At 55.7% G+C, this 23,580-nt stretch carries 21 protein-coding genes; 6 read left to right on the top strand and 15 right to left on the bottom strand.

All coding sequences use genetic code 11. The annotated features are described in order from the left end of the window. Positions 1-57: 57 nt before the first annotated feature. Positions 58-1,359, top strand: a complete 1,302-nt coding sequence (locus GXX95_02905) for a hypothetical protein (protein ID NLT37091.1) — start codon at positions 58-60, stop codon at positions 1,357-1,359. A 218-nt stretch (positions 1,360-1,577) separates the two neighbouring features. Beyond that, the gene (locus tag GXX95_02900; protein ID NLT37090.1) at positions 1,578-2,804 is read left to right on the top strand and encodes a glycosyltransferase family 4 protein; all 1,227 of its coding nucleotides are present in this window, start codon (positions 1,578-1,580) and stop codon (positions 2,802-2,804) included. A 44-nt stretch (positions 2,805-2,848) separates the two neighbouring features. Here GXX95_02900 and GXX95_02895 read toward each other — a convergent pair whose 3' ends face one another. After that, entirely contained in the window at positions 2,849-3,772 is a 924-nt protein-coding gene (locus tag GXX95_02895) for a glycosyltransferase family 1 protein (protein ID NLT37089.1), read from the bottom strand. Positions 3,773-4,366: 594 nt separating this feature from the next. Between GXX95_02895 and GXX95_02890 the strand changes: the two genes are divergently transcribed. After that, positions 4,367-5,182 (top strand): glycosyltransferase family 2 protein, encoded by an 816-nt coding sequence (locus tag GXX95_02890; protein ID NLT37088.1) that lies wholly within the window; start codon positions 4,367-4,369, stop codon positions 5,180-5,182. Positions 5,183-5,269: 87 nt separating this feature from the next. Here the strand turns inward: GXX95_02890 and GXX95_02885 are convergent, their stop codons facing one another. The 5 genes from GXX95_02885 to GXX95_02865 are packed head-to-tail and all read right to left on the bottom strand — an operon-like array spanning position 5,270 to position 10,628. Continuing rightward, positions 5,270-6,211: a GDP-L-fucose synthase gene (locus tag GXX95_02885; GenBank protein NLT37087.1), complete on the bottom strand. Its 942-nt coding sequence runs from the start codon at positions 6,209-6,211 to the stop codon at positions 5,270-5,272. After that, positions 6,208-7,422: a DegT/DnrJ/EryC1/StrS family aminotransferase gene (locus GXX95_02880; protein ID NLT37086.1), complete on the bottom strand. Its 1,215-nt coding sequence runs from the start codon at positions 7,420-7,422 to the stop codon at positions 6,208-6,210. Before GXX95_02880 ends, GXX95_02885 begins: the two co-directional genes overlap by 4 nt. A gap of 3 nt (positions 7,423-7,425) precedes the next feature. After that, positions 7,426-8,526, bottom strand: a complete 1,101-nt coding sequence (gene gmd / locus GXX95_02875) for a GDP-mannose 4,6-dehydratase (GenBank protein ID NLT37085.1) — start codon at positions 8,524-8,526, stop codon at positions 7,426-7,428. Positions 8,527-8,547: 21 nt separating this feature from the next. Then, entirely contained in the window at positions 8,548-9,792 is a 1,245-nt protein-coding gene (locus GXX95_02870; GenBank protein NLT37084.1) for an ABC transporter ATP-binding protein, read from the bottom strand. Beyond that, entirely contained in the window at positions 9,792-10,628 is an 837-nt protein-coding gene (locus GXX95_02865; GenBank protein ID NLT37083.1) for an ABC transporter permease, read from the bottom strand. The genes GXX95_02870 and GXX95_02865 overlap by 1 nt, the downstream gene beginning before the upstream one ends. Positions 10,629-11,104: 476 nt before the next feature. Here GXX95_02865 and GXX95_02860 point away from each other — a divergent pair, with 476 nt between their 5' ends. Beyond that, positions 11,105-11,527, top strand: a complete 423-nt coding sequence (locus GXX95_02860; GenBank protein NLT37082.1) for a hypothetical protein — start codon at positions 11,105-11,107, stop codon at positions 11,525-11,527. A gap of 111 nt (positions 11,528-11,638) precedes the next feature. Here the strand turns inward: GXX95_02860 and GXX95_02855 are convergent, their stop codons facing one another. From GXX95_02855 to GXX95_02845, 3 genes are all read right to left on the bottom strand, one after another. After that, positions 11,639-12,085 carry a hypothetical protein gene (locus GXX95_02855; protein NLT37081.1) on the bottom strand — a complete coding sequence of 149 codons (447 nt, stop codon included), beginning with the start codon at positions 12,083-12,085 and terminating at the stop codon, positions 11,639-11,641. A gap of 297 nt (positions 12,086-12,382) precedes the next feature. Beyond that, positions 12,383-13,609: a SufD family Fe-S cluster assembly protein gene (locus GXX95_02850; protein ID NLT37080.1), complete on the bottom strand. Its 1,227-nt coding sequence runs from the start codon at positions 13,607-13,609 to the stop codon at positions 12,383-12,385. Continuing rightward, a complete protein-coding gene (locus tag GXX95_02845) occupies positions 13,585-14,334 on the bottom strand; it encodes an ABC transporter ATP-binding protein (protein NLT37079.1) in 750 nt (249 codons plus the stop codon). The genes GXX95_02850 and GXX95_02845 overlap by 25 nt, the downstream gene beginning before the upstream one ends. 173 nt (positions 14,335-14,507) lie before the next feature. Here GXX95_02845 and GXX95_02840 point away from each other — a divergent pair, with 173 nt between their 5' ends. Further along, positions 14,508-15,245, top strand: a complete 738-nt coding sequence (locus GXX95_02840) for a metal-dependent hydrolase (GenBank protein ID NLT37078.1) — start codon at positions 14,508-14,510, stop codon at positions 15,243-15,245. Between the two features lie 883 nt (positions 15,246-16,128). Beyond that, positions 16,129-17,088 carry an FAD-dependent oxidoreductase gene (locus GXX95_02835; GenBank protein ID NLT37077.1) on the top strand — a complete coding sequence of 320 codons (960 nt, stop codon included), beginning with the start codon at positions 16,129-16,131 and terminating at the stop codon, positions 17,086-17,088. A 200-nt stretch (positions 17,089-17,288) separates the two neighbouring features. Here GXX95_02835 and GXX95_02830 read toward each other — a convergent pair whose 3' ends face one another. From GXX95_02830 to GXX95_02805, 6 genes are all read right to left on the bottom strand, one after another. Further along, entirely contained in the window at positions 17,289-18,377 is a 1,089-nt protein-coding gene (locus tag GXX95_02830) for an ABC transporter substrate-binding protein (GenBank protein ID NLT37076.1), read from the bottom strand. Positions 18,378-18,558: 181 nt separating this feature from the next. Beyond that, entirely contained in the window at positions 18,559-19,350 is a 792-nt protein-coding gene (locus GXX95_02825) for an ABC transporter ATP-binding protein (GenBank protein ID NLT37075.1), read from the bottom strand. Beyond that, positions 19,347-20,441, bottom strand: a complete 1,095-nt coding sequence (locus GXX95_02820; protein NLT37074.1) for an iron ABC transporter permease — start codon at positions 20,439-20,441, stop codon at positions 19,347-19,349. The genes GXX95_02825 and GXX95_02820 overlap by 4 nt, the downstream gene beginning before the upstream one ends. Before the next feature lie 192 nt (positions 20,442-20,633). Beyond that, positions 20,634-21,989: a cobyrinate a,c-diamide synthase gene (locus GXX95_02815; protein NLT37073.1), complete on the bottom strand. Its 1,356-nt coding sequence runs from the start codon at positions 21,987-21,989 to the stop codon at positions 20,634-20,636. Further along, a complete protein-coding gene (locus GXX95_02810) occupies positions 21,986-22,576 on the bottom strand; it encodes a cobalt-precorrin-7 (C(5))-methyltransferase (GenBank protein ID NLT37072.1) in 591 nt (196 codons plus the stop codon). The genes GXX95_02815 and GXX95_02810 overlap by 4 nt, the downstream gene beginning before the upstream one ends. Further along, entirely contained in the window at positions 22,573-23,580 is a 1,008-nt protein-coding gene (locus tag GXX95_02805; protein NLT37071.1) for a cobalt-precorrin-5B (C(1))-methyltransferase, read from the bottom strand. Before GXX95_02805 ends, GXX95_02810 begins: the two co-directional genes overlap by 4 nt.

The following is a 23,580-nucleotide window of genomic DNA, read 5'->3' as shown; positions in this document are numbered from 1 at the left end:
TACCTCGAACCAATTAACGGGCTTAAAGATTTAATAACGTAGCGTGGGGTGGGGCATTTGAGCGCTGAGAACTCTCCTGAGGCCAAGAGGAAAGTGATCGTCCTGGGTAACAACCTTAGCGTCGTCCAGGACCTGGGAGGAGAGGGCGTGCGGTGCGTGGTCCTGAACCATCACCGGGCCATCGCCACCTACTCGCGCTACGCTACCTACGCGCAGTGTCCCGATCCATCTACCATGGAGGACAGGGCCATAGATTTCCTCTATGATCTCTGCCAGAAGGAGGGTGACCTCCCGGTGGTGCTACCGGTCACCGACCAGTGGTCCATGGCCGTGGCCAGGCATGCTAGCCGCCTTCGGGAGGTCTCCATTCCCTGTACCGCCGAATGGGAGGCAGTGGAGCTGATGCTGCACAAGGACCGGTTCTCTCAGTGGGCCCGGGAAAGGGGGATCAAGACCCCCAGGACATGGACGCAGGAGGAGGTGCTGCGCCTGCCCCCGGAAGAGTATCCAGTGGTCGTCAAGCCCCGGCTGCATCGGTGGTCAGGCAATGGCGATCCCCAACACCTTCACGCCGACATGATCAGGCTCCGCAACACCATCATAGCGGACAGGTGGGAGCTGGAGAGGTTCCTGAAGAAAGAGAGCCGCCTCATGGAGCATATGTTCTTCCAGGAGTACGTGCGCGGCGGTTCCGACCGCATCTACAACATCGGTATGTACATCGATAGGTCCCACCAGGTCCTCGCATCCTTGGCCGGTCATAAGGTCCGGGGCTGCATGACCAACCACGGGGACACCAACCTGGGCGAGAACGTGACCGCCCCGGCTTCCATAAAGGACATGGCGGAGAGGATGGTCCGCGAGCTGGGCTACGTGGGAGTGGTGGAGTTCGAGTTCAAGAAGGATGCCCGGAACGATGAGTTCGTCCTCATCGAGGTCAACCCTCACCTGTGGGCCTGGTGCGGTATGGGCCTGCCGTGCGGGATGAACTTCCCGCTCATCGCGTACCAGGACCTCGCAGGGACGTTGGACCCCGCCTCTATCGTTCCCTTCCAGGGGAAGGTGAGGTTCGCCCGGATCGTGTTCGATCTCCTCAACTGCATCGTGTACAGCCGCATGGGGGCCGATACGCCAAAGCGTTCGCTGCGGGAGTGGGTGGGGGACATGAAGGCCGACCGCTTTGTATGCCGGGAGTTCCACCGCAACGACTGGCTGGTGAGCGTTCTACTGCTCGATGAGGCCTTCCGGGCCCTGGTGAAGCGCGCCCTGGCCGCCGTGCGGAGGATGGTACAGCGCCCCTTCCAGAGAGTGGACGCCAAGTGCCCCGAGAGCCCCAGCTCCCAGAGCGGTAACGATTGACCAATGCTCGGATTGCCCTAATGGATCGGCGGATCATGAACGCCTCCCCTAAGCACCAACGTGCGATTATGACTGCGTGGGGGAGATGGAGTAGCTGTAAAAAGCCGTGACGTAGGTCTCGGCCGAGGGAGTGGAAGCTCATGTGGGGTTCTGGAATGAAGGAAGCGGTGGCAGAACGATGAAATATCATACTTATTTATCATCCAAAAGGACCTGAGATGAACGCTTCCGTCGAGAAGGTAATTATCCCCAGCAACGATGACCCTTTCAAGGGTGGGGGAGTGGGCGGTAAGCATACCCACATCAGGCTCCTTGCCTCTGGCCTGGAGAGCTTAGGCGTGAAGGTGGGAACTATCTACCCCCATGAGACCATGGGTTTTAGGCTGATCACGAGGTACCCCGGAGCCTTGTATAGGAAGATGCAGTCCTCGAAAGAGAGAAGGGTCGAATCGTGGGGCCGGGAAAAGTTAGAGCTGCTGAGACGCAGAGTTCGCGAGAGCGACCTAGATTGCCAAGTCCTCAATCCCCAGGACACGCTCTCCCTCCAGGTGGTCGCCACGGAGATGGAGCGAAGAAAAATCCAAATCCCCATGGTCCTTACTGCCCATGGCTACTATGTGAGGGAGATGGTCAGTGCCGAGGGATTGGATCCGGCATCACCGCTCGTGGAAAAACAGCTCCAGGAGGAGTTGTCCTCATATGCTCTGGCAAGGAGGATCATTTGCGTCGATACCCGGATTAGAGACTATATAGGACTGTATGCAGGCATCGACAAGGACCGGATGGAGGTCCTTCCTAATGCCGTTGATACCCTCACTTTCCACCCCATACAAGGGCCGGGCAGGAAAACCCTCCGGAGGTCCCTGAATATCTCGGAAGAGGCCAAGCTGTTGTTTTGCCCTAGAAGATTGGTGCCGAAGAACGGCGTGGAATTTGCTATCAGGGCGATGGTTCCCGTAACAAAGAAGCATCCTGAGGCCATTCTGCTGATCGCAGGGGATGGGCCTCAGAAGGGCCATCTTCAAAAGGTCATCGTCGACACTGGCCTAGAGGGCCACGTCTTATTGTTAGGCTCGGTGGCGCATAAGGCCATCCCCTCATACTACCAGTGCTCGGACATCGTGTTGATACCCTCGATACCATCTTTCGGGGTGGAGGAAGCCACTTCGCTTTCCATGCTCGAAGGAATGGCTTGTGGGAGACCGGTCATCGTCTCCAACATCGGGGGCTTGAAGGAAACAATCACTGACGGGGTCAATGGTTTCAAGGTACCGGCGGAAGATCCTGATGCTATCGCAGATCGTGCGATTTACATATTCGATAGCAGGGACGCAGGAGAGAGTGTAGCCCTCAGCGGATTGGAGTACGTGAGGAAGAACCATTCTCATCTGGTCCATGCCCAGAAGGTCCTATATCAATACAAGTTAGCGGTCGTAAGTGACTGACCTTCCCTATCTGGATCTTACCATCCGGCCTTTCCTTGAATCGTTCAGGCTGGACCCCGCAGTACCGTGAGAAGCTCAGCAAAGCGGTTGGTCCAAATATGGTCCTGTAAGCACCTTTTTCTGCCCATATACCCAATCTTCATCGCCTTGTCGGGGTGATTTAGATAGAACCTCACCTTCTCCAAGAGATCTTCCCTGTCCTGATAGCAGTCGATCTCAGTACCGATCTTGTAGACCTCCTCCAGGCTGGGATGATAGGACGTTAGGTAAAGGTTCCCTGCTAGAGGAATCTCGTAATCCCTCCCCTTCAGACCCCTGATCTTATCGTTACTATTGATGAAGCTGAATCCAAGATTTATCAAGGACCGATTATAGACATCGTTCATCTCTTTCAAGGTGATGGAACCCGATGGCCATCCCAGGCCATAGGTCCGCACGTCAATGCCCTTCTTCCTCAGATAACTGATGTACTTGGGCCGCACCCCATAGCACTGGCCGATGAAAGAAACACCAATCGTGCGGTCCAAATCCAGATAGCTGAATATGTTGGGGTTTCCCGCAGCTGGGAGAAAGAGAGGATTAGCGCCCGAGTGTACGTACTTACCCACGTCCTCCCGATCCTGGCTGGTTATGCAGACGTCGTAACGATTGGCTATCTCGGCGTTCCCCGATAGCCCACCTCCCTCCCGATAGCCCCAATACAGCATCTTATCGTCAAAACTGATATTGGCGGTGATGATCCCTAGGTCGCCGATCTTTTCTATTGTCTCTGGATAGACCCATCGGCCCGATAAGTAGGAGAAAAAGATATCGATCCTCTTTTCCTGATGTCTTTTCCTCACCATCGCCAATAGTTTGTCGTTGAACTCCTTCTTTTTTTCCTTTTGCCAGAAGGGTGCATTTTGGTCGTAACCATCTAGTGACCAGTCGTAATGGGTGATGGAAGCTATATCCTTCCAAGGTTCCACCAGACCACCTTTTTCCCAATTCACGTGGCGGACGGCGATGAACACGTTGGGCCTATCTTTTGTTAGGAACGGTTTATTCCTCTTCATCAAAGATGCGTTTATGCGGGCGATTTGTTCCTCCTTGGACAGATAGTTCTTCTTTATGATGTCATCACTAAGGGGATTAAACAGATTCCATTCCCTTCTGCACGCCCGCAGTTTCGAGGGGATGTTTTGGACAAGGCCAGTCATAGTTATTTGATAGCAGGCAGGAAGGGACACTATTATATGTATTGTTTGGAGCTGAAACACTAGGCCGGATTGTGACCGGCCGTTATGGTCACCTTCTTATTTCACCCATATCCTCATAGGACGATGATACACGGGACCGCGTGCAGTTGTAAAAGCAGATGATCCTAACTGATCTAGGGTTCGTCATCAGCTTTCCGTCGTCGGCGTGCCAGCGTCTCCTCCTCCTACGTGCAGACCGGCGCATAAGGATGAATTACCCATTGCGCAACATCGGGCAGAGACTTAGGGATATCAGCATGACATCCAGAGCACAAGTATGAAAGCCGATGGAGCAATTGCTAGCTCATCCAAGGGGTCATCGCCATGAGCAAAAAAACCACCTTATCATTGGTCATCCCCACAATGGACAAGTATGGGTACCTCTCCAAGACCCTCATTCACTCTACAGACCAAGGGTTCAACGAGGTCATAGTGGTCGATTCCTCGATCAAGGAGAAGAGAGAGATAGAGGAACTTTGCACAGAATACAATGTAAAGCTGGTCCAGGCGGACATGGACCGATTGGAGGCCAGGAACTATGGGGCTTTTGTTAGCAGCAGCGAGTGGATAGCTATCTGCGATGATGATGTGATCATCCATCAGTTCGACATGGATAAGTTCTCGGTGCTAGCATCAGAGAATGATTTTCTATATGGTGGCTGGGGGGAAAGGCCCACAGAGCACTATACATGGATTTTCCGCCGCCGTTTCTTCCTAGACGTTCTAAAAGGCTATGATATTAACATCACAGGCGGTGACGATCTGGACATCACATTGCGGAGTATGAAGCGGGGGAGGGGCGTGGACGCGTTCGCCGCAGGCCTGTACAGGACTGAGACAATCGGCATGGATATCTCCAGGGACTATCCCAGCAAATGGATACGCAACAAGGTCCACTATTCCCTAACGGTCTTTCCTCTATACCTCAGGCACAAGCAGCTCATCCCAAATATCTTCAAATCAGATGGGTGGAGGTTGAACCGCATCATGAAGGGGGAGCCCCCCCTCAAAGTGATCTATGAGGGTTTCATTGAGCGGGCCGGGCTCGTCTACAGTCCTTTTTACTATCTGCTTCACAGGGGCAGGAGAAGAAAACGCAATCTCCATAGTATCGATCCCACTGCGAAGACTGACCCTTAGCTAGAGGTGAAAAGGCCGCGATACGAACGAGCATCCAATACGGTACGATCCTCGAATTCCGCGTAATGAAAGACCAGTGTTAGAACATCATTTATTATTGGCCATGTACCACTCAATCGTCTCCTGCACCCCCTCTTTCAGAGGTATTTTCGCTCTGTAGCCAAACTCCTGGAGGGCTCGGGAAGTATCAAGGCACCTACGGGGCTGACCATCAGGTTTCGATGTATCCCACAGGATCTCTCCCTGGAATCCTGATAGCTCGGCGATGAGCTCGGTGAGCTCCTTGATGGTGACCTCGCAACCGCTCCCGATGTTGACGGGCTCGGACCGGTCGTACTTCTCTGCCGCTAAAAGAATACCCTCTGCCGCATCTCGGACGTGAAGGAACTCACGGGAAGCCTTCCCACTGCCCCAGGCGATGATCTCCCTCTCCCCGCGCCTACGAGCATCCACGAATTTTCGTATCAGGGCAGGGATAACATGTGAATCCTTAAGGTCGAACTTGTCCCGCGGCCCGTAAAGGTTAACAAGCAGGGGGTTGATGCTATTGAACCCATACTGCCTACGATAGGCTTCCGACTGTACGATCATCATCTTTTTAGAGAGCCCGTAGGATGCGTTCGTCTCCTCCGGGTATCCCTCCCAAAGATCGCTCTCCCTGAACGGCACAGGAGTGTACTTGGGGTACGAGCATACTGTCCCTATTCCTACGAACTTCTCTACGCCCTCTTGTCGGGCCACCTCCATGAGGTGCGTGTTCATAGTGATGTTGTCGAAGAACAGGGATCCGGGATTCCGTTGATTGTATCCGATGCCCCCTCCTCTTCCAGCTACATGTAGGACGATGTCTATGCCCTTTACCGCGGTGCGACAATTTCCCATGTCTCTAAGGTCCAGCTCGCTGGAGCCATATGTCCTAACATCTTTTAGTTCCACACCCCGTGCCAGGATCGCAGCGACCACATGGGAGCCGAGGAAACCGTAACCTCCTGTGACCAGTACCTTCTTTTTCCGCCAATAGTCGCTCACGCGAAGACCTCCCTGAAGGTCCGGATGATCATTTCGAGGTCGTCCTCGGTCAGGTACTGATGGCAGCCGATGTAGAACGCATGGGCTCCCAAATGCTCGGCGTTAGGAAGACGCCCCTCATAGCGATGCTTGAACGAAGAGTAGGACGGTTGTTGCATAGGTATGCAGCCGAACAGGGGCCTGGTCTCCACCCCCCGATCCTCCAGCTGCTTGAGGACACGGTTCCTGACGAACCGGCTATCCTCGATGACCACAGGATATCCCAGATAGCTTACCTTATTGCTAAAGAAAGGCAGTTTAATGTTCCCGGACAGTGCAGAGAGACCATCATTTAGGTACCTGACGTTCTCCTGCCGCTTCCTGATTATGTTATCGATCTGTCTTAGCTGCACGTTGGCCAGGGCGGTCTGGAACTCCATGGTCTTGAAGTTATAACCTATGATTTCATGGGTGAACCGGGCGTCAGGGTCATCCAGAGAGGTTCTCTTCACACAACCCTTCTCATCGCGCACACACTTTGGACAGTCGCACATCCGGCCGTTGGCCTTGACCTGCCTTATCCTCTTGATCAGTGCTTCGTCGCTAGAGGTCACCGCACCCAGCTCTCCCACCTGGATGTTGTGGGCTATGTAGAAAGAGAAGGCTGCCAAGCGGCCGATGGAGCCGGTGCGACGGTCATCGTACACACTTCCGTGTGCCTGCGCGGAATCTTCGAAGAGCACTAGGTCGTTCTCCCGCGCGATCCTCACCATACCGTTCAGGTCACAGGGGTAGCCCATGAGGTGGACAGGGAGCAGCGTGGAGAACTCGGTCGGGTCGTCGCTGCTCTCTAGCTTCTCCTTGATAGCCTCGGTCGTAATGCCGAAGGTATCGGCGTCAACGTCCACGAAGACAGGCTCGTGTCCTGTCAGGACCACGGCGTTGGACGTCGCGGCGTATGTAAGGGGCGTGGTTATGATCTTCGAGCAAGGGGCGATGCCCTCGGGAACATAATGTAATGCCGTCAACCCAGCGATGAGGGCCGAAGTGCCGGAGTTCGTCGCCACCGCCTCCCTTGTCCCGATGTAGTTAGCCCATTCTAGCTCGAACGACCGCGTGCATTTCCCCTCGGAGATCTTACCCGAATCTAGAACGCCCATTATGGCCTCCCTTTCCTCGGGACCGATGACCAAGTCACCGACGCGAACCTTCAACCTGCTTTTTTTTACCATCGCTCAATCGCCTATCCACCATCTATCAGGGTATTTCCTCTCCAATATCCTGTCCCCCTCTCCCACAGGGGTGAGGCCGGCGGAGCGCATGTCCGCGTCCACCATGATCTTCACCAGATCATCGAAACCGATCCTATACTTCCAGTCCAGTACCTTCTGGGCACGGCTTGTGTCGGCGATAAGGTCCTCAACCTCAGTTGGCCTGAAGTAGCGAGGATCAGTTCTAACATGCTTCTTTGGATCGAGGCCTGCGTACTCGAAGGCCGTGTTCACGAAATCTTCCACTGAGTGTGATTGCCCCGTTCCCACCACATAATCGCTTGGATGGTCCAACTGGAGCATCTTCCACATGACCTCCACATATTCCGGTGAGTATCCCCAATCGCGTCGTGCTTCCATGTTGCCCATGTACAAGTAATCCTGTTTTTTGGCTAGGATGGCCGCGATACCTCGGGTGACCTTTCGTGTGACGAAGGTCTCACCCCGGCGGGGAGACTCATGGTTGAACAAGAGGCCATTGCAGACGAAGATCCCATAACCCTCACGGTAGTTTCTAGAGAGCCAGTACGCATAGGCCTTAGCACAGGCATATGGGCTTCGAGGCTGGAACGGCGTGCTCTCGCTCTGAGGCGGGTCAGCCGACCCGAACATCTCCGAGCTCGAAGCCTGGTATATGCGAATATTATTGCAGGAGCCCCGCACGGCCTCTAACAACCGGGTCACGCCTATGCCCACCACATTTGTTGTATACTCTGGGATATCGAAGGAGACTCTGACATGGCTCTGGGCGCCTAAGTTGTATATTTCATTGGGCTTGACGTTGTAGATGATGTTAGATAGGGTCTCAGATTCCGTGAGGTCTCCATAGTGAAGGAACAACCTCGCTCCCTTCTCATGGGGATCTCGGAAGATATGATCAATGCGGGCGGTGTTGAAGGTGCTCGCCCGCCTGATGATGCCGTGCACCTCGTAGCCCTTCGAGAGGAGGTACTCTGCGAGGTAGGATCCGTCCTGGCCGGTTATACCGGTGATGAGCGCGGACTTGGTCAATATATTACCCACTATCAATATGCTGGACCCATATAATCGTTCTCTGTCCAGCATGCTTCCGGTGCACTCTAAGGCTTACTCCCTGCGCACGTCCCAGCGTCGGTCCAGGATGACCTGCGCCTGCAGGGGGTCCCCTGCCCCTCCGGAGTTGAAGTCGTGAGGAGCGGACACATTGATCCCGGCCTCCACCCGGTGGCCAGCAAGCATGTCAAACCCTCCCTGGCGGTGCGCGCTGAGGACCAGGGTGTAGTTGCCCGGCACCAGCAGCTTCCCGGGGAACGTCATCGTGGCCTGGTAGGTGCCCGGCCCCAAGTCCTCCAGGGAGGCGTCCCAATCGGAGAAGAGGGTACGGATGAGCTCGTCGCCCAGGGAGTTGTTTACGAAGATCCCCATGCGCAGGTGCTGCATCCGTTCATGGAGCTGGAATCGTACGTGGATGTCGAACGGTCGCGCTCCGTCGATAAGCATCTTACCAGCGCCCCCCTGACGTACGTCCATATCCCATACTGTGATGTCCTTGGCCGTTACAGGGAAGTTGCCATTATGCCCCTCCAGGGAACTGGCGTACTCGCCGATGACCTCCTCCGACGGTCCGCTCGTTAACATCTTCCCACCCTGCAGCAGGATGGCGTTCTGACATAGGGTCTTCACGGCGTGCATGTTATGCGATACGAAGATAACGGTGCGGCCCTCCTGGGACACCTCCCTCATCTTCCCCAGGCACTTGGCCTGGAACTGCTGGTCGCCCACGGCCAGGACCTCATCGGCTATGAGCACGTCCGGCTCCAGGTGCGCAGCCACTGCAAAGGCCAGGCGCAGGTACATGCCCGAGGAGAAGCGCTTGATGGGTGTGTCCAGAAACTTTTCCACCTCCGCGAACCTCACGATGTCGTCGAAGCGGGCCTCGATCTGCTTCTTGTGCATTCCGAGGATGGCGCCGTTAAGGTAGATGTTCTCCCTACCAGTAAGATCGGGGTGGAAGCCCGTGCCCACCTCCAGGAGGCTTCCCACAGTGCCTCGTAGAACGACCTCGCCCTCGGTCGGACAAGTGATCTGAGAGAGTATCTTCAGGAGAGTGCTCTTACCCGCCCCATTGCGGCCTATGATGCCCACGCTCTCCCCTTTCTGCATGGTGTAGTTGATGTCGTGAAGGGCGTAGAACGTCTCCTTGGGTTGCCGTATATGCTGGGCGGTCCTGAGCGGATGGCGGACTACGGATGCAAGCTTCTCTCCCAGCCGTCCACCTGCCTGGTAATATCCCTTGCTGGACGCGATGACATACTCTTTGGACAGATGCCTGATTTCGATCGCAGGTTCCATCAGATCACATCCGCCAGGCGCCTCTCATACGCCTTAAAGTACAGGAGACTGGCGAAGAACACGATCAGGGTCAAGACGGTAGCCGCCCCCAGCATCACCAGGTCCAGATCTGTGCCGAAGATGAACGCACGCTGTGCTGACATGATGCCTGCCAGGGGGTTGAAGTACAGGATCCACTTCAGGCTCTCGTTCTGTATCAAGTTGGTGGAGTAGAGGACCGGCGAGGCGAACAGGAGGATCTGGATGAAGAAGGGGACGATGTACTGCACGTCCCGGTACTTCGCCGACATCGCCGACATGAACAGGGACACGCCAGATGATAGCAGGAAGGTGAGCACCAGGGGGATGATGGCCAGGAACATCCACACTGATACAGAGGCATTGGTAAGCGCCACGATGATGATGAACAGCACCCACGCGACACCATAGTCTAGTAGCCCAGCGATCACCAGGCTCAGCGGCAGCAACATCCGTGGGAAGTAGATCTTAGTTATCATGGCAGAGTTGCTCACCAGGCTCATAGAAGCCCCGTTCAGGGTGGTGGAGAAGAAGGTCCACAGCATCAGCCCAGCAAAAAGGAAGGGAATCGGTTCAATACCACTCGGGGTCCTGAGCCCGGCCACATCAGGGTTGTATAGTATGAGCGCGAAGATGATGGTGGTTATTAGCGGCTGAAGAACGGCCCATCCCACGCCAATGGCCGTCTGCTTGTACTTGGTCTTTATCTGTTTCCAAGTGAGGAAGTACAGCAGCTCTGCGTAGCCGAGCACCTCCTTGAGGCCCAGCTCCAGCCTGGATGCCTTGGGGCGGATGTATCGGACCTTCTCGCCAGCCATCTGAAAACCTTGAGCTCATCCAGAGAAGGAATTTCCCCTATAAATGGTTGGGTCAGCGAATGGCATCTGCCAGATATGAGCTTATTTCGGATGTGAGTGCTTCGCTCGATAAACGGTACAGAGCCACAGTGCATCATACCTCAATGTCCTTCCGCAAGCCATACTGGCTGTAGGCAGAAACTTCCCAGAATCCCAGATTGACCTCTTTCATGGTACATTCCTAGACATTGAGGAGACCAAGATGGAAATATAACATTGCCAGGAGTTCATTTAGACCGCCATTCTCCTCAATCGCCTCAACCTCAGGTCAGTATGCTCACACGTTTAATATCAACACCTTCACTCTGGAGAGGAAACTGAAGGCGGATTTCGTATGGGTTCCATCATTCTCTATCGCTATGATGTTAAAGTCCATCATCAGAATGTTTGCAGTGATGTTATGAAAAAAATATGACCATTCAGAAACATAAGCATTCATGCCTATCGGCGACCCCATGGGAGGAGAGGCCCCGGAGAGCGAACGTGGTAGACTGAGGAGGGTGCAACAGGTATGGGTACCGGTGACCGACCTGGACGCGGCCGTAGAGGACTACACCGGGGTGCTTCACTTTACCCTCAAGAAAAAGGATATCTCTGGAGACCACGCTGAGCTGTTACTGGAGGATGGTGCCACCATCGTCCTCTACCGGTCCAAGGAAGAGGACCAGGAGCAGCCCGGCATCCGTACTGGTGTGGTGTTCGCCACTGATTCGATATATGACTTCCACAAGGACATGGTGGACGAGGGCGTGGACTTCACGCTGAAGCCAATGCGCGATCAATACGGTCGACTTATCGCGAGATTCACCGACAGCGATGGGAACGAGTACGAGGTCATCGAGATGAGCGGCCAAAGATAAGCGCATTAGAGTGGACCCATCGTAAAAAAATGTTGAAGGAGGTCTGGCATTCTGCCAGCCCCTGTCTTGGTTTATTCCATTCAAATCATTACTTTGCTCAGAAGAGAGATATTACTTAGTGGCCAGGCCGAGCGCGTCTACGTTGCCGACCATATCCCCGGTGATGACGGGGGAGCAGACTTCCCTCACCACGTTCATGGTCTGCCCGTTCTTCCATACGATGTTTATCTCGATGTACCCGTTGGAGACATCGACAGAGAACGTCTTCATGGAGGAGCTGTACATGGAAGCCTTGCCGCGGGTGGAGGTGCGGACCTTTCCGGTCTCGGCCAACAAACCCAAGGAGGCCATCTTCTCTACCAGCTTGTAACACGTTGCCAAAGGAATATCGGTGACGTTGGAGACCTCGCGCACGGTAAGGTCGCGCCTAGCGGTAGCGGCCATGATTATCAGCACAGAATTGTCTACCAGTGCCTCTGCGAGCTCCTCACGGTGAGCGTTTGCGGTCCTTATGGCTTCTAGGATGCAAAGCTCTTCTTGATCAGTTGAGATCCTCATATTTAAGGTGCCTCCGTTCTACAATTTCAGGAAGATAATGTCCTTTATTAAACTTTTTACGGGTCCGTTGAACCCAATGTTCTAATGTAACACGGCCAGATAAGGCGGTGTCGTACCCCCTTTCCGTCCCTTAAGCGTACTCAAAATATAGAAATGTTGTTGAGAGAATGTTACATAGACGCAGTGATATGTTCGAATGGTATCCACAAATGAGAAAGTAGTATCACAAAGTGGAAAAATTATTAAAAAGAAAAAGGATTTGAGGTCCTAAGGCCCCTTTTTACTCAGGGTTCATGCTCATCCGGGGGCGAGGTCGCTCTGAGCGATGGTATCGTCTATCTCCGCCTTCAGCCCCTCTGGTATGTTCCTGATGCCTACTTCCAGGAAGCCTCTGACGATCATGCCCACCGCCTCGTCCTCGCTCAGGCCGCGGGACATGATGTACTCCACCTGGTCCCTGGCGATCTTTCCCAGGGAAGCCTCATGGGTCATCTCCACGTCCGGGACCCGGGCCTCCAGCTCGGGGATGGCTACATTTACTCCCTTGTTGCCGAGGATCAGGCCCCGGCACTCCAGGTGCGCCTTGATGTTAGGGGCCTCGCCTACGAGACGGCCGCGGTTGATAACTTCGCCGCCCGTTGTTATGGACCGGGAGATGATCTCCGCCTTGGTATCAGGAGCGCTCAGCACCACCCTCGAGCCTAGGTCCAGTACTGAGCCAGGAGGGGCTACCGCCACGGTGTTGAAGTGCCCCACCGCTCCCCTGCCTACCAGCCGGGCGGTGGGGTACGTCTGCACGCTGCGGACCTTCTTGAGGGTGACATAGTTGTTTACGAAAGATCCGTCCTCCTCCACGATGATGCCCGTCCGGGGGCGGACCCCTACCTGCTCCGCCCAGTTGTGGATCATGGTGAAAGTGAGGCTGCCGCCCTTCTTCACGTAGATCTCCGAGATCCCCAAGTGGATGGCCCTCTCCACACCGGATTTGGTGGTGCAGCCGGTCACGATCTCCAGGGAAGCTCCCTCTTCGACGATGATGATGTTGTGTATCGTCTGAGCCGTCCGATCGTGGCCGACCATGAGGCAGGTCTGAATGGGCATCTTCATCTTGTGGCCGGCCATGGCGCGTATGAAGTATCCTGGAGAGTCGCTGAGATATGCGGTGGCCGTGTACTTGTCAGCATCTACATCCACCGCCTTCCATGAATAGTCCTTGAGCCAGTTGTACTTCTTTAGGGCATCTCTGGTGTCCATCATCTCGAAGCCCTTCCCGGTCTGGGTAGAGGCCACCACCGAGTTGTCCAGGACCACCATGCTACCTACCCTTCCAGCCTCCGATGGGACCACGCCACAGCGTATCATCGTCTCCTGCACGTCATCGGAAAGCTCGTCCAGGCTCGATGATAAGGGTATGTCCCGGGCTCCCTCCTCGAACTTGCTTAGGTCGAAGTCCTCACCTAGCTTGGCCTGCTTCTCCAGGGCAGATTCAGCGCGCTTTCTCAGTTCATTCTCACTAGCCGACATTGTATGCACTCCTCGTACCCCTTCGTTCGGATCTCCCTCAGCAGTTCCCTGGGATTCCCAGAACAGTACATGGTCCCGTCGCACATCACGTAGCCACGGTCCGCCTCGACGTAATCCAGTATCTGGCCCGTATGGGTGATGATCAGGGCGCTCTTGCCCTCCTTCTCCCTCTTGCCGGCGCAGGCGATGCCGCCGGTGATAAGCTCATGGATCATCGTTCCCACCCTCTCGATGCTCTGCAGGTCCACGCCGGACTCAGGCTCGTCCAGCAGGTAGATGCAGGGGTTCTGGGCAGCAAGCTGGAGCAGCTCCGAGCGCTTGATCTCGCCTCCTGAGAAACCGACATTGACGTCCCGCTCCAGGAAGCGCTCCATGTCCAATGTACCGGCGAGCTTCGCCGGGTCCACCCTGCCCTGACCTGTCACCTTCAGCATCGTCCGCAGCTGCACCCCGACCAGGTTGGGGGGTCGCTGGGACATTAGTCCTATACCTAGCTTTGCGCGCTCATGTATCGGCATGTACGTGATATCTGTGCCATCAAGTATGATCTGGCCATCCACCACCTTGTAGCTGCCCAGACCCATGATGGTGGACAGCAGCGTTGACTTGCCGGAGCCGTTAGGCCCGAAGAGCACACAGGTGGCGCCGGATGGCACAGACATGGAAACGTCATTGAGCACCCTCCTCTCGCCCACTTGCACCGTGAGGTTCTTGATCTCGAGCATGGTCCTCCCGCTCTAACATTCAACCGGGCGTTAATAATATTTTCATAGGGATGACCGCCACGGACGAACGTTCGAGCGGCGGTGAACCGTATGATATTACTCCGTGCTGGTTCCGGACCCATGTTCATGCAGGAGGTCATTATCGTTCCCCACCGGCGATGACGGTCATCTATTTGAACGGAATCCGGTATTGGCGTTTCGTGCTCTTGATCGGACATCTGCTCATAGGGTGCATCCTCGGGCTACTGGTGTACCATCGCTACGGTCTTCGGTCTGCCATCCCGGTGGCGGCGATCGGTGCGATACTGCCCGACCTTATCGATAAGCCCCTGGGCCACATCCTGCTCCGAGGCACGCTGGACTCAGGGCGAATCTATGCCCATACGCTCCTGTTCTTGGGCATAGTAATGGTTGCCGGCATCCTATACTGGAGGTCACGGTCCTCGCCCCTGCTTCTTGTGCTAGGCGGTGGCATACTGACCCACCTGTTGCTGGACGGCATGTGGAACATTCCCAATACGCTGTTCTGGCCGGCACTGGGCGATTTCCTGCCTCACTCCTATCCAGACTATTTCGGTAACGCCTTCATAACTGAGATCACCGCACCCCTGGAGTGGTTGGCCGGGCTCTCCATAATCATGATCACGCTGGAGGTGTTCGGAAATTCGACCAATGGGCTGAGCGAAAAGTTCCTGTCCAGCGTCGCCACGCTGCGCCGCCCGCTGTATGTCCTCCTAGCTCTGGGAGGAGCGATGACCATCGCCGGTACCTTCCTAGCTATGCCTATGGACCTGATGGACCTGGAGTCCGGACTTCTAACGGGCTCCAGTGCTCTTGTTGGTGGAATACTATTGATCCATCGCGAAGTGGTCTCCGACCGGTCCATCGCATCCTCTCAGGAAAGGAACTAACAAAATCTGGGGACCTTAGCCGGAACAAGTTCTATGAGGGGGGGGGGTCCTTGGACGTAAACCAGCAGCGGGAGCACCGATCGAGCCGTTCGTATATGTCGGTGATATCACTGTTACCGGTTACTGACTTCTTGCAGTTCTGGACTTATTCTGGCGATCCGGTATTGGAATCAGCGGGCGGGATTAGGACGTATTCGATAGAACGTACCTTATTCTCACGTTTATTTAAATGGCCTAACACTACGCCGAACAATATCATGGGAGCTGCGATAAGCAGACCGATCAATCCTAATAGAGACAGGCTTCGTGCAGGCGCTGTTTTTTTCATCATCCCTCCACTGGAAAGTTACGAAGCACTTCACCCGACTTTTCTATGAGGGGTGAACGACCGAACCTATGTCAAAGAACGATGGGGTTCTTACCGAACCTCAAAGATCGTGTGGACATATTGTCTGGTTCTGCACTCCATTGTAACTTGACCAAACTATATAGTGCTCATAGGACAAATACCTTTGTTGATAACACTAATTTAAACCATTTTTCTTGAACGTAAACACGAATCATATCCCATCCCTTCACTTACTTTTCAGCCTTATCCCTGAACAGCTGGACATTTCAGCCAGATCGGTAATCTATTCCTATTAGAATATATGCTGGCTAAATTAAAATGGACCACATTCTTTAAAAACAGCTTTGTCGTCATACTGGCTAATTTCCCGGCTTTTTTTGTGGTGTGATCTGGCAATCTGGTAATATCGGAATCGAAGATTAGCTCGACTTCCAAGGAAATGACCCCCCTCCGATACCTTGATGAAATCGCCCGGTGTTTCCTGGCTTAATGAGCGAAGGTCACATCCTCGTTGTTGGCGGAGGGATCGCGGGCATGAGCGTCTCCAATGCCCTGTCGTTGCTCGGATACGACGTCACCATAGTGGAGAGGGCACCGATGCTGGGTGGCAAGGTCTGCGTTCTGCACCATCCCTTCCCCGGTATCGGCTCAGGGATGGACCTCCTCGCCTCTATGATCGACCAGATCAAGGAAGGTCCCCACATTCACGTGAAAACGTCCCTAACGCTCGAAAGCTGGAGATTCGATGGTTCTCAAGGGCTTGCCGAGCTCTCCGACGGCACCGCGATAAGGGCTGACGCCATGGTGCTGGCCACCGGGTTGGAGGAGGTACCTCCCTCGCTGATACCGGAGTACGGGCATGGGCTCAAGAGCGGCGTTCTAACAACCTCAGAGCTGGAGGAGATGCTGTCCAAAGGCAAGAGCCCCATCGTGGTTGAGGCGCGTTCCGTGGTTTTCATTCAGTGCGTGGGTTCCCGAACCGAGAGGAGGGGCGTTCCCCATTGCAGCACATACTGCTGCACCAGCTCCGTCAAGAACGCCCTGCTCTTGAAGAACGAGGACCCTTCGAGGGAAGTTACGGTTCTGTACATCGATTTGCGGACCGCGGGACCGGAGCAAGAGGCTCTCTACAGAGAGGCGCGCTGCAGAGGGGTCAGGTTCATCAGGGGACAGCCGTCTCTGGTGATGGAACAGGAGGGAAAGCTCCTGGTGTGCGGTGAGAACACCTTGCTTCGGGAACTGTATGAGATACCTGCCGATCTGGTCGTTCTGGCGACCGGTCTGAGGCCGTGCTCAAGCAATTCCATCATGTTCGATGATCTGCATATAAAGGCGGGTCCGACCGGCTTTCCGGAAAAGAATGCAACGCCTCGCAACAGGGTTTTCCTGGCGGGATCGGTCAAGCGGCCGATGATGATGGAAGAGGCGATCAGGGACGCGAGGGCGGCAGCGCTGGACGTCCATGAGCACCTGACCCGAAGGGAAGATGGCTGACCGGGTTTTTTACTTCGAGGCCGGCCTTGGGGCCTACGATCGCCCCATCACCGGCATATCTTTGGGACCAACGCAGAAAGGTCAGCAACCTTCCACCTGGTTCTCTATGACGTCCGTTCTGGGTGTCTTGTTCGGAACAAATTGAAAAAAATTAGATGGGGGACCCCCCATCTGAGCGATCAGCTCTAACTTCCAGCCTCTCAGGTGGCAGTATGGCGGTAGTCCATCATCGGAGTGATGTCATATCCGAACGCTTGGTTATATTCCGCCAGCAGTTCATCCGCGGATACAGACAACACGCCTGGATGGAACGTTTCTGTCAGATACACGATCCCTATATAGACACGAGGACCCGACAGGATTCCCGACTGAGTGATGATAAATATATTGTCACTCTGTGTGGCATTCAGAGTGCTCCACCCTGCCCGACCTACCATGGACTGATACTCCAGCTCAGCCGTGGCATTATCATTTATGCCTCCTACCCGGACCAGGATGAAATCGGGACCTAGTCCGTTGTCATAGGCGATGATGGCCTCGTTGCTGATCAGCTGGGTAGAGGATGTAGGGTCCGCTACCAGAACTTTTACTATGTTGTACCCGCCCGCGAGGTCGATCAGGGATGACATCTCTGCCTTCGATGTGTAGGCCTTTCCATTGCTCAGCTCCATGTAGCAAGTGACGTCCTCGCCCATGCTGGCATTGGCAGCGGTGACCATGCCCACGGTCTCGTTGAACATCTCTGCGTATTGCACCGCCCTCTCCTGCGCCTCGAATCCGAAGAGGCTCGCCAGCTGCGCCAGGTCTGACGTTATCTGGTCAAGGCCGTAGCAGTCCAGTAGAACGACGGTGATCCCCAGGTCCTCGAGGGCAGCCGTATCCTTGATGCTCATGCTGGTGCATTGACCGATCACCACATTAGCCCCCAGCTCCAGGATCTTCTCACCGCTGGGCTCACTGTACGTTCCGACTACTTCCACACCCTCGTAGATGTATCCGAAATCATCATCCTCGGCGATGGACTCGCTGATCCCGACCACGCGATCAGTGACGTTCAGCACCTGCATGAACTCCGCAGCGTTCACGTTGACGACGGCGACCTTCTCCACTGGGGTCGCCACCGTAATCTTCTCTCCATCGTTCTGGGTGATCGTTACGGAGCTTGGATACACTTTGGACTGGGAACTCGGGTCGTCACCGACATTGGAGCCAGACAGCAGGGCGTATCCCCCCACTGACGCTGCAATGACAACGATGACAGCTACTGCCGCTAGTATGCCTTTTTTCATATGCCTATCACCAGTTGGATGTACCATCCAACTCGATTGTTATCGAGCTATATGATTTAAAACTATGCCTGCATGATACGGGGAAATATTGATTATCTGGCTAATTGAAAAATAATATTATTTCTAATATCCATTATTTATGATGATTATCCGCATTTTCCGATAGTTTTCTGTGTGATCACTATGGTATGCTAATCGGCATCTCGTCCGATGGATCGTAGGAAAGGATGAACAGGCCCCGATCGTTCTTGACGATGTAAGAATCCACACCGTAGATGTCCTGGATGGTTTCAGTGGTCAGGACATCCTCCGGCCTCCCGAACGCATAGAGTCCCCTGTCCTTCAGGAGCATAACCTTGTCAGCATAACGGAGGGCGAGGTTGAGATCGTGCATGGCGACGATCATACCGCAGCCTTCCTTGTGGACCACATTGCGCATGATCCTCATGGTCATCAACTGGTAACGCAGGTCCAACGAGCTCGTGGGTTCGTCGAAAAGGAAGAACCTCGGCGCCTGGGTCAGGCTGCGCGCGATGAACACTCTCTGTCTCTGACCCCCAGAAAGCTCATTGATGTACCTGTCCCTCAGGTCCATGGTATGCATCGTCTCCAGGGCCTTGGCGGCAATCTCCAGGTCCTCCCGGGTGTATGACCACTGCATGTATGGACGCCTGCCCACCAGGACGGTGTCGAGCACGGTGGTGAACGGCGAATACTGCACGTTCTGGGGTACATAACCGATCATCTTGGCCCGTTCGGTGGGGTCCAGGACAGATATGTCCACGCCATCCACGGTCACTCGTCCGGACGCGGGTGGAAGGAGGTTGCAAAGCGTCCTTATTAAAGTGGACTTTCCAGACCCGTTGGGGCCTAGGAGCGCTATCACCTCACCCGAGTCCGCTACAAAATCAACATCCTTTAGCACCTCGAGGCTTCCGTACCTCTGGGAAATGTTCTCTGCCGCTATCCTCATGTTAGGTACCTCCCACTCTTCCTCGTCACCAGCCAGATGAAGAAAATCCCTCCGATGAGGTACATGATTATCCCCACGGGCAGCTCCGTCGGCCTCATTATGATCCTTGCCACCGTGTCCGACAGCAACAGGATAAGCGCGCCCATCAGGGCAGAGGCGGGGAGCAGGTAACGATGGTCGTTCCCAATGAACATCCTGCAGATATGAGGGGCCATCAAGCCCACGAAGCCTATGACCCCGGTGAAGGCCAGGCAGGCTGATGTCACCAGAGCGGAGAGCGCGAGACCATATATCCGCAGTTTGTGCACATTGACCCCCAGGTTCTTGGCGACATCATCCCCTCCGGACAGAGTGTTCATGTCCACGGTGGTCCGCTCCATCAGTATGAAGCACACCAGGACCAAGGGGATGAGGATGATGACCGAGCTCCAGGACGCCCCCCACATGCCCCCCATGAGCCACAGGGTGACCTCGCGCAGGGTGTTGTCCTCGGAGATGTACTTCATGAAGGAGATGCCGGCCGAGAACAGGTAGTTGACCACGATCCCCGAGAGCACCAGCACCGATTGCGCCAGATGCTGGGTTCTCCCGATCAACAGGACCAGGCCTATGCTCGCCATCCCGAAGATGAAGGCCAGTAGGATGATGAGCAGGTTCTTGGTGGTTATGGTCTCTCCGAAGAAGTCATAGCTTCCGTAGTATGCCGCACCCAGTACCAGGGGCCCGATGACCAGGGCTATTGCCGCCCCGAAGGAGGCTGCCGAGGACAGGCCCAGCGTGAACGGGCTCACCAGGGGGTTCCTGAGCAGGCCCTGCATCACCACCCCGGACATGGCCAGGCTCGCTCCGGTCAGGATCGCCAGGAGGACCCGGGGCTCACGGTTCTGAACTATTATGGTAGAATAGTAGCTCTCCGCGGGACCATCCATCAGGCCAGGGAAGACCTGATTGACCAGGACCTTCAAGGTGTCTATGATGGGGATGTCCACGGCTCCGACGCCCAGAGCGATCACCGAGACCAGCACCAGCAAGGCTGCCAGAACAGCGATGAACAGCACCTTCCTACGCTTGGACGCGTTGAATGTGCCCATCACCCCATCCGCTTCCTCCTTCCCGCCTTCTCCCGGTACCTGAAGCCACCCTCTCAGAATGGAGGTCGCGCTCTTTCTGTTAGGCGTCAGTTAACATCACCCATCCAGTAAGACCGCTGCCCCCGAGCCTTCTGCCATCTGAGCCCCGTATCTACTTTTTCTCAACTGCATGCGGAGCCCCTGCATCCAGGCTCACCACTTCTGCCCAAGGCATGAGGCCGCGAACTCCTCCGCGAACCGCAATTCGCTCCCGAAGTGGAGGTGCAGGTACGATGCCAGGGCGTTGTTCTTGGTGAAACCGTCCGCTGCTCCGTCGATGCCCTTGTCCTTTGAGAGCCTATAGGAGAACCTTTCCCCACTGTGGGACGCCACACGGGAGTAGTGGAAGACGTGCCCCCTGACGGTCCCTCCCGCCGGGGACAGGACGCAGTCGTTCACGCAGGTAGCCTCCACATATCCTAATGCCTGGAGGCGGGGGGTCATTTCCACGGTGGCGTCGAAGACCCCCGTCATGTCCCTGCTCAGTCCGTCCTGTCCCTTCACGCTCTTGCACAGGTACATCATCCCCCCGCATTCAGCATAGACTGGAACGTCCTCTTGCACCTTCTCTGCCAAGGCTTCCTTCATGGAGTTATTCGCGGCCAGCTCATCGAGGTGGAGCTCGGGATATCCGCCTCCAAAGTAATACCCGTCAGCGGCCGGCAGGTCCCCCGCCGTGGGAGAGAACTCCACGATGTCCGCTCCCAGAGATCGCATGATGTCGAGGTTGTCCTGGTAGTAGAAGTTGAAGGAATCGTCCCTGGCAAGTCCCAAGCGGAACTGCCCCATCGCGTCGAGGGGGCTCTCACGGACCTCATCCCAGCTCGGGGCGTTGGAGGCGATCTCCAGCATCAGGTCAAGGTCGAGATTATCCTCGACGAGGGACCTAATGCCTTCGTACCTAGCGGTGTTGTCCATTTCCTTGGCCGGGACCAATCCCAAGTGCCTGCTCTCCAGGGCGATATCCTTGTTCTTAGGTATGCCTCCGAGACTGACCAGGCCGAGACCCTGTATGGAATCCTCCACCATATCCAGGTGTCTCCGTCCGCCGACACGATTGAATATCACACCCATTACTGAGGTCTCCTCATCGAACGTCTTGAACCCCTTGACGAGCGCGCCCGCGCTACGGGAGGTGGCGGAAGCATCGACGACCAGGATCACCGGACAATGGAGGACCTTCGACAGATGCGCCGAGCTCCCCTCCTCGCTCCTCCCGTCAAAACCGTCGAACAGTCCCATGACCCCCTCCACCAGGCTCACATCGGCCCCGGCTGAGGCCGATTGGAACGAGTACGGTACCCATCCCGGGAACATCCAGGTGTCCAGGTTCCTGGACCTCCGCTCGGTCACCTCGTTGTGATGCATGGGGTCGAGGAAGTCCGGCCCCGTCTTGAACGGCTGGACATCAAGACCTCTCTCATTGAGGGCGGCGATTATACCCACCGTTATCGTCGACTTTCCCACCCCGCTCCTCTCCCCGGAGACCATTAGACGGGGTCGGTTCACCGGCAACCCTCCCCGACCAAAATGAGGGAGAATAGCCTGGAAGTGATCATGGGAGGGCGCGTGGTATCGCCGAAGGATATTATCTCGTCCGCGTAGCCTAGGTTCTCGCAGGCGATGACCTTGCATTTCAGGCCCTTCTCCTGCATCACGTGGCACAGCGCGATGATATCGAAGCCCGGCTCGGTCAGGACGAAGGGGATCCTCCCCCGCTCCACCTCCTCCACCATCTCCCTTCGGGCCACATCCTCATCCTTCCCGTGAGCGTCCACGACGACCGCCTTCGTTAAAGGAAGGCGAAGTCGGGAGAACGCGCACTGCATGGACGATATGCCGGGTACGACCTCCTCACCCAGATGACCTAGGCCGGCCAGCATGGGGTCACCCGTGGAGAGGACGATGGAGTCCTCGGGAAGCTCGTTCAGACGCGAGTAGTCCTTCAAGGTGACCGTTCTGCATTCCGCGGGAAGGTACTGACGGACCATCGCCAGAGCTCGGTCCGACCCATAGACGTTCTTCGCCTTCTTCAACCGGTCCATGGCATTCATGGTGAGCATGCCCGGGCCACATCCCACGCCCACGACGATCATGCCGAGGCCCCCAGCACTCTACCCGTGCGGTCGATGAGGGCTATGCTGTGCCCGGGATACATGGACTTGAACTGCTCTATCGAGGAGCGCACCACGCCCGTCCCGTTCTCCGATGTCACCAGCTCCTCCACGGTCCTGAACCCGGACCCGACCAGAACCGATGGCTCGATGAACTTGATTATGAGGGCGGGCAGGCCGAACAGCGTAAGACCCTCGTTCCGAGAGTCAAGGACCTGTTTCATCTTCGCGCCTACAAGAATGACCTCCTGGTCCGGATACTGCAGGCGAGCGTACCGAAGGCCGATCCTGCCGGTGGTTATTACGGCCCGCTCGGCCCTCCGTGCACGGTCCACCGAGTCCTGGCCGAGGTGATCGTCCCAAGGCTCCACTAGTCCCGTGGAACCGAGGACCGATATGCCTCCCAGGACCCCGATCCTCCCGTTGAGAGTGTTGCGCGCGATGCTTTCGCCGTTCAGGGCGTGGAGGCTTACCCGCGCTCCCTTCCTGCCATGGGATAGGCACGCTATTGATATGGCCTCCAGGATGCAATCCATGGCCGTGGCGCTGATGGCCGGGGAGCCCTTAGAGAACCTCGGCGTGTCCCGGTCCCACCTTCCGATGCCCATGCCCGCCTCAAGAACGGCCTCATCGCAGAACTCGATGAACTTGGCTTTGAACTCTATGCCCGCGGTGGCATCGCTGGGGTAGTCCCCCGAGTACTTGAAGCAGCTAGCCGTGCCATCCCGGCCCGTGACCTCCACCGGGAACGTCAGCCCACAGGCCAACCTGACATCGACGCTCCCCACATCCTTTGCTCCGAGGGACCTTATGGCCGCCATGCAGGCTGCTGCAGCCGTCGTTCCCGTGGTGAAGCCTCTTCTCAATATACGGCCGCTGGAGGTTAGAACGGCGCGGCCGCTCTCTACCAGTGCCCTTTCCTCCTCGTTCTCGCACAGTGATGCCCAGGCCTCGGGATACCTGAACTTGGTCACGGGGTCGATCAT

Source organism: Methanomassiliicoccus sp., assembly GCA_012719175.1.
GTDB lineage: Archaea > Thermoplasmatota > Thermoplasmata > Methanomassiliicoccales > Methanomassiliicoccaceae > UBA6.
Note: the sequence above shows the minus strand (reverse complement) of the source record. Positions and strands in the feature narration are given on the sequence as shown.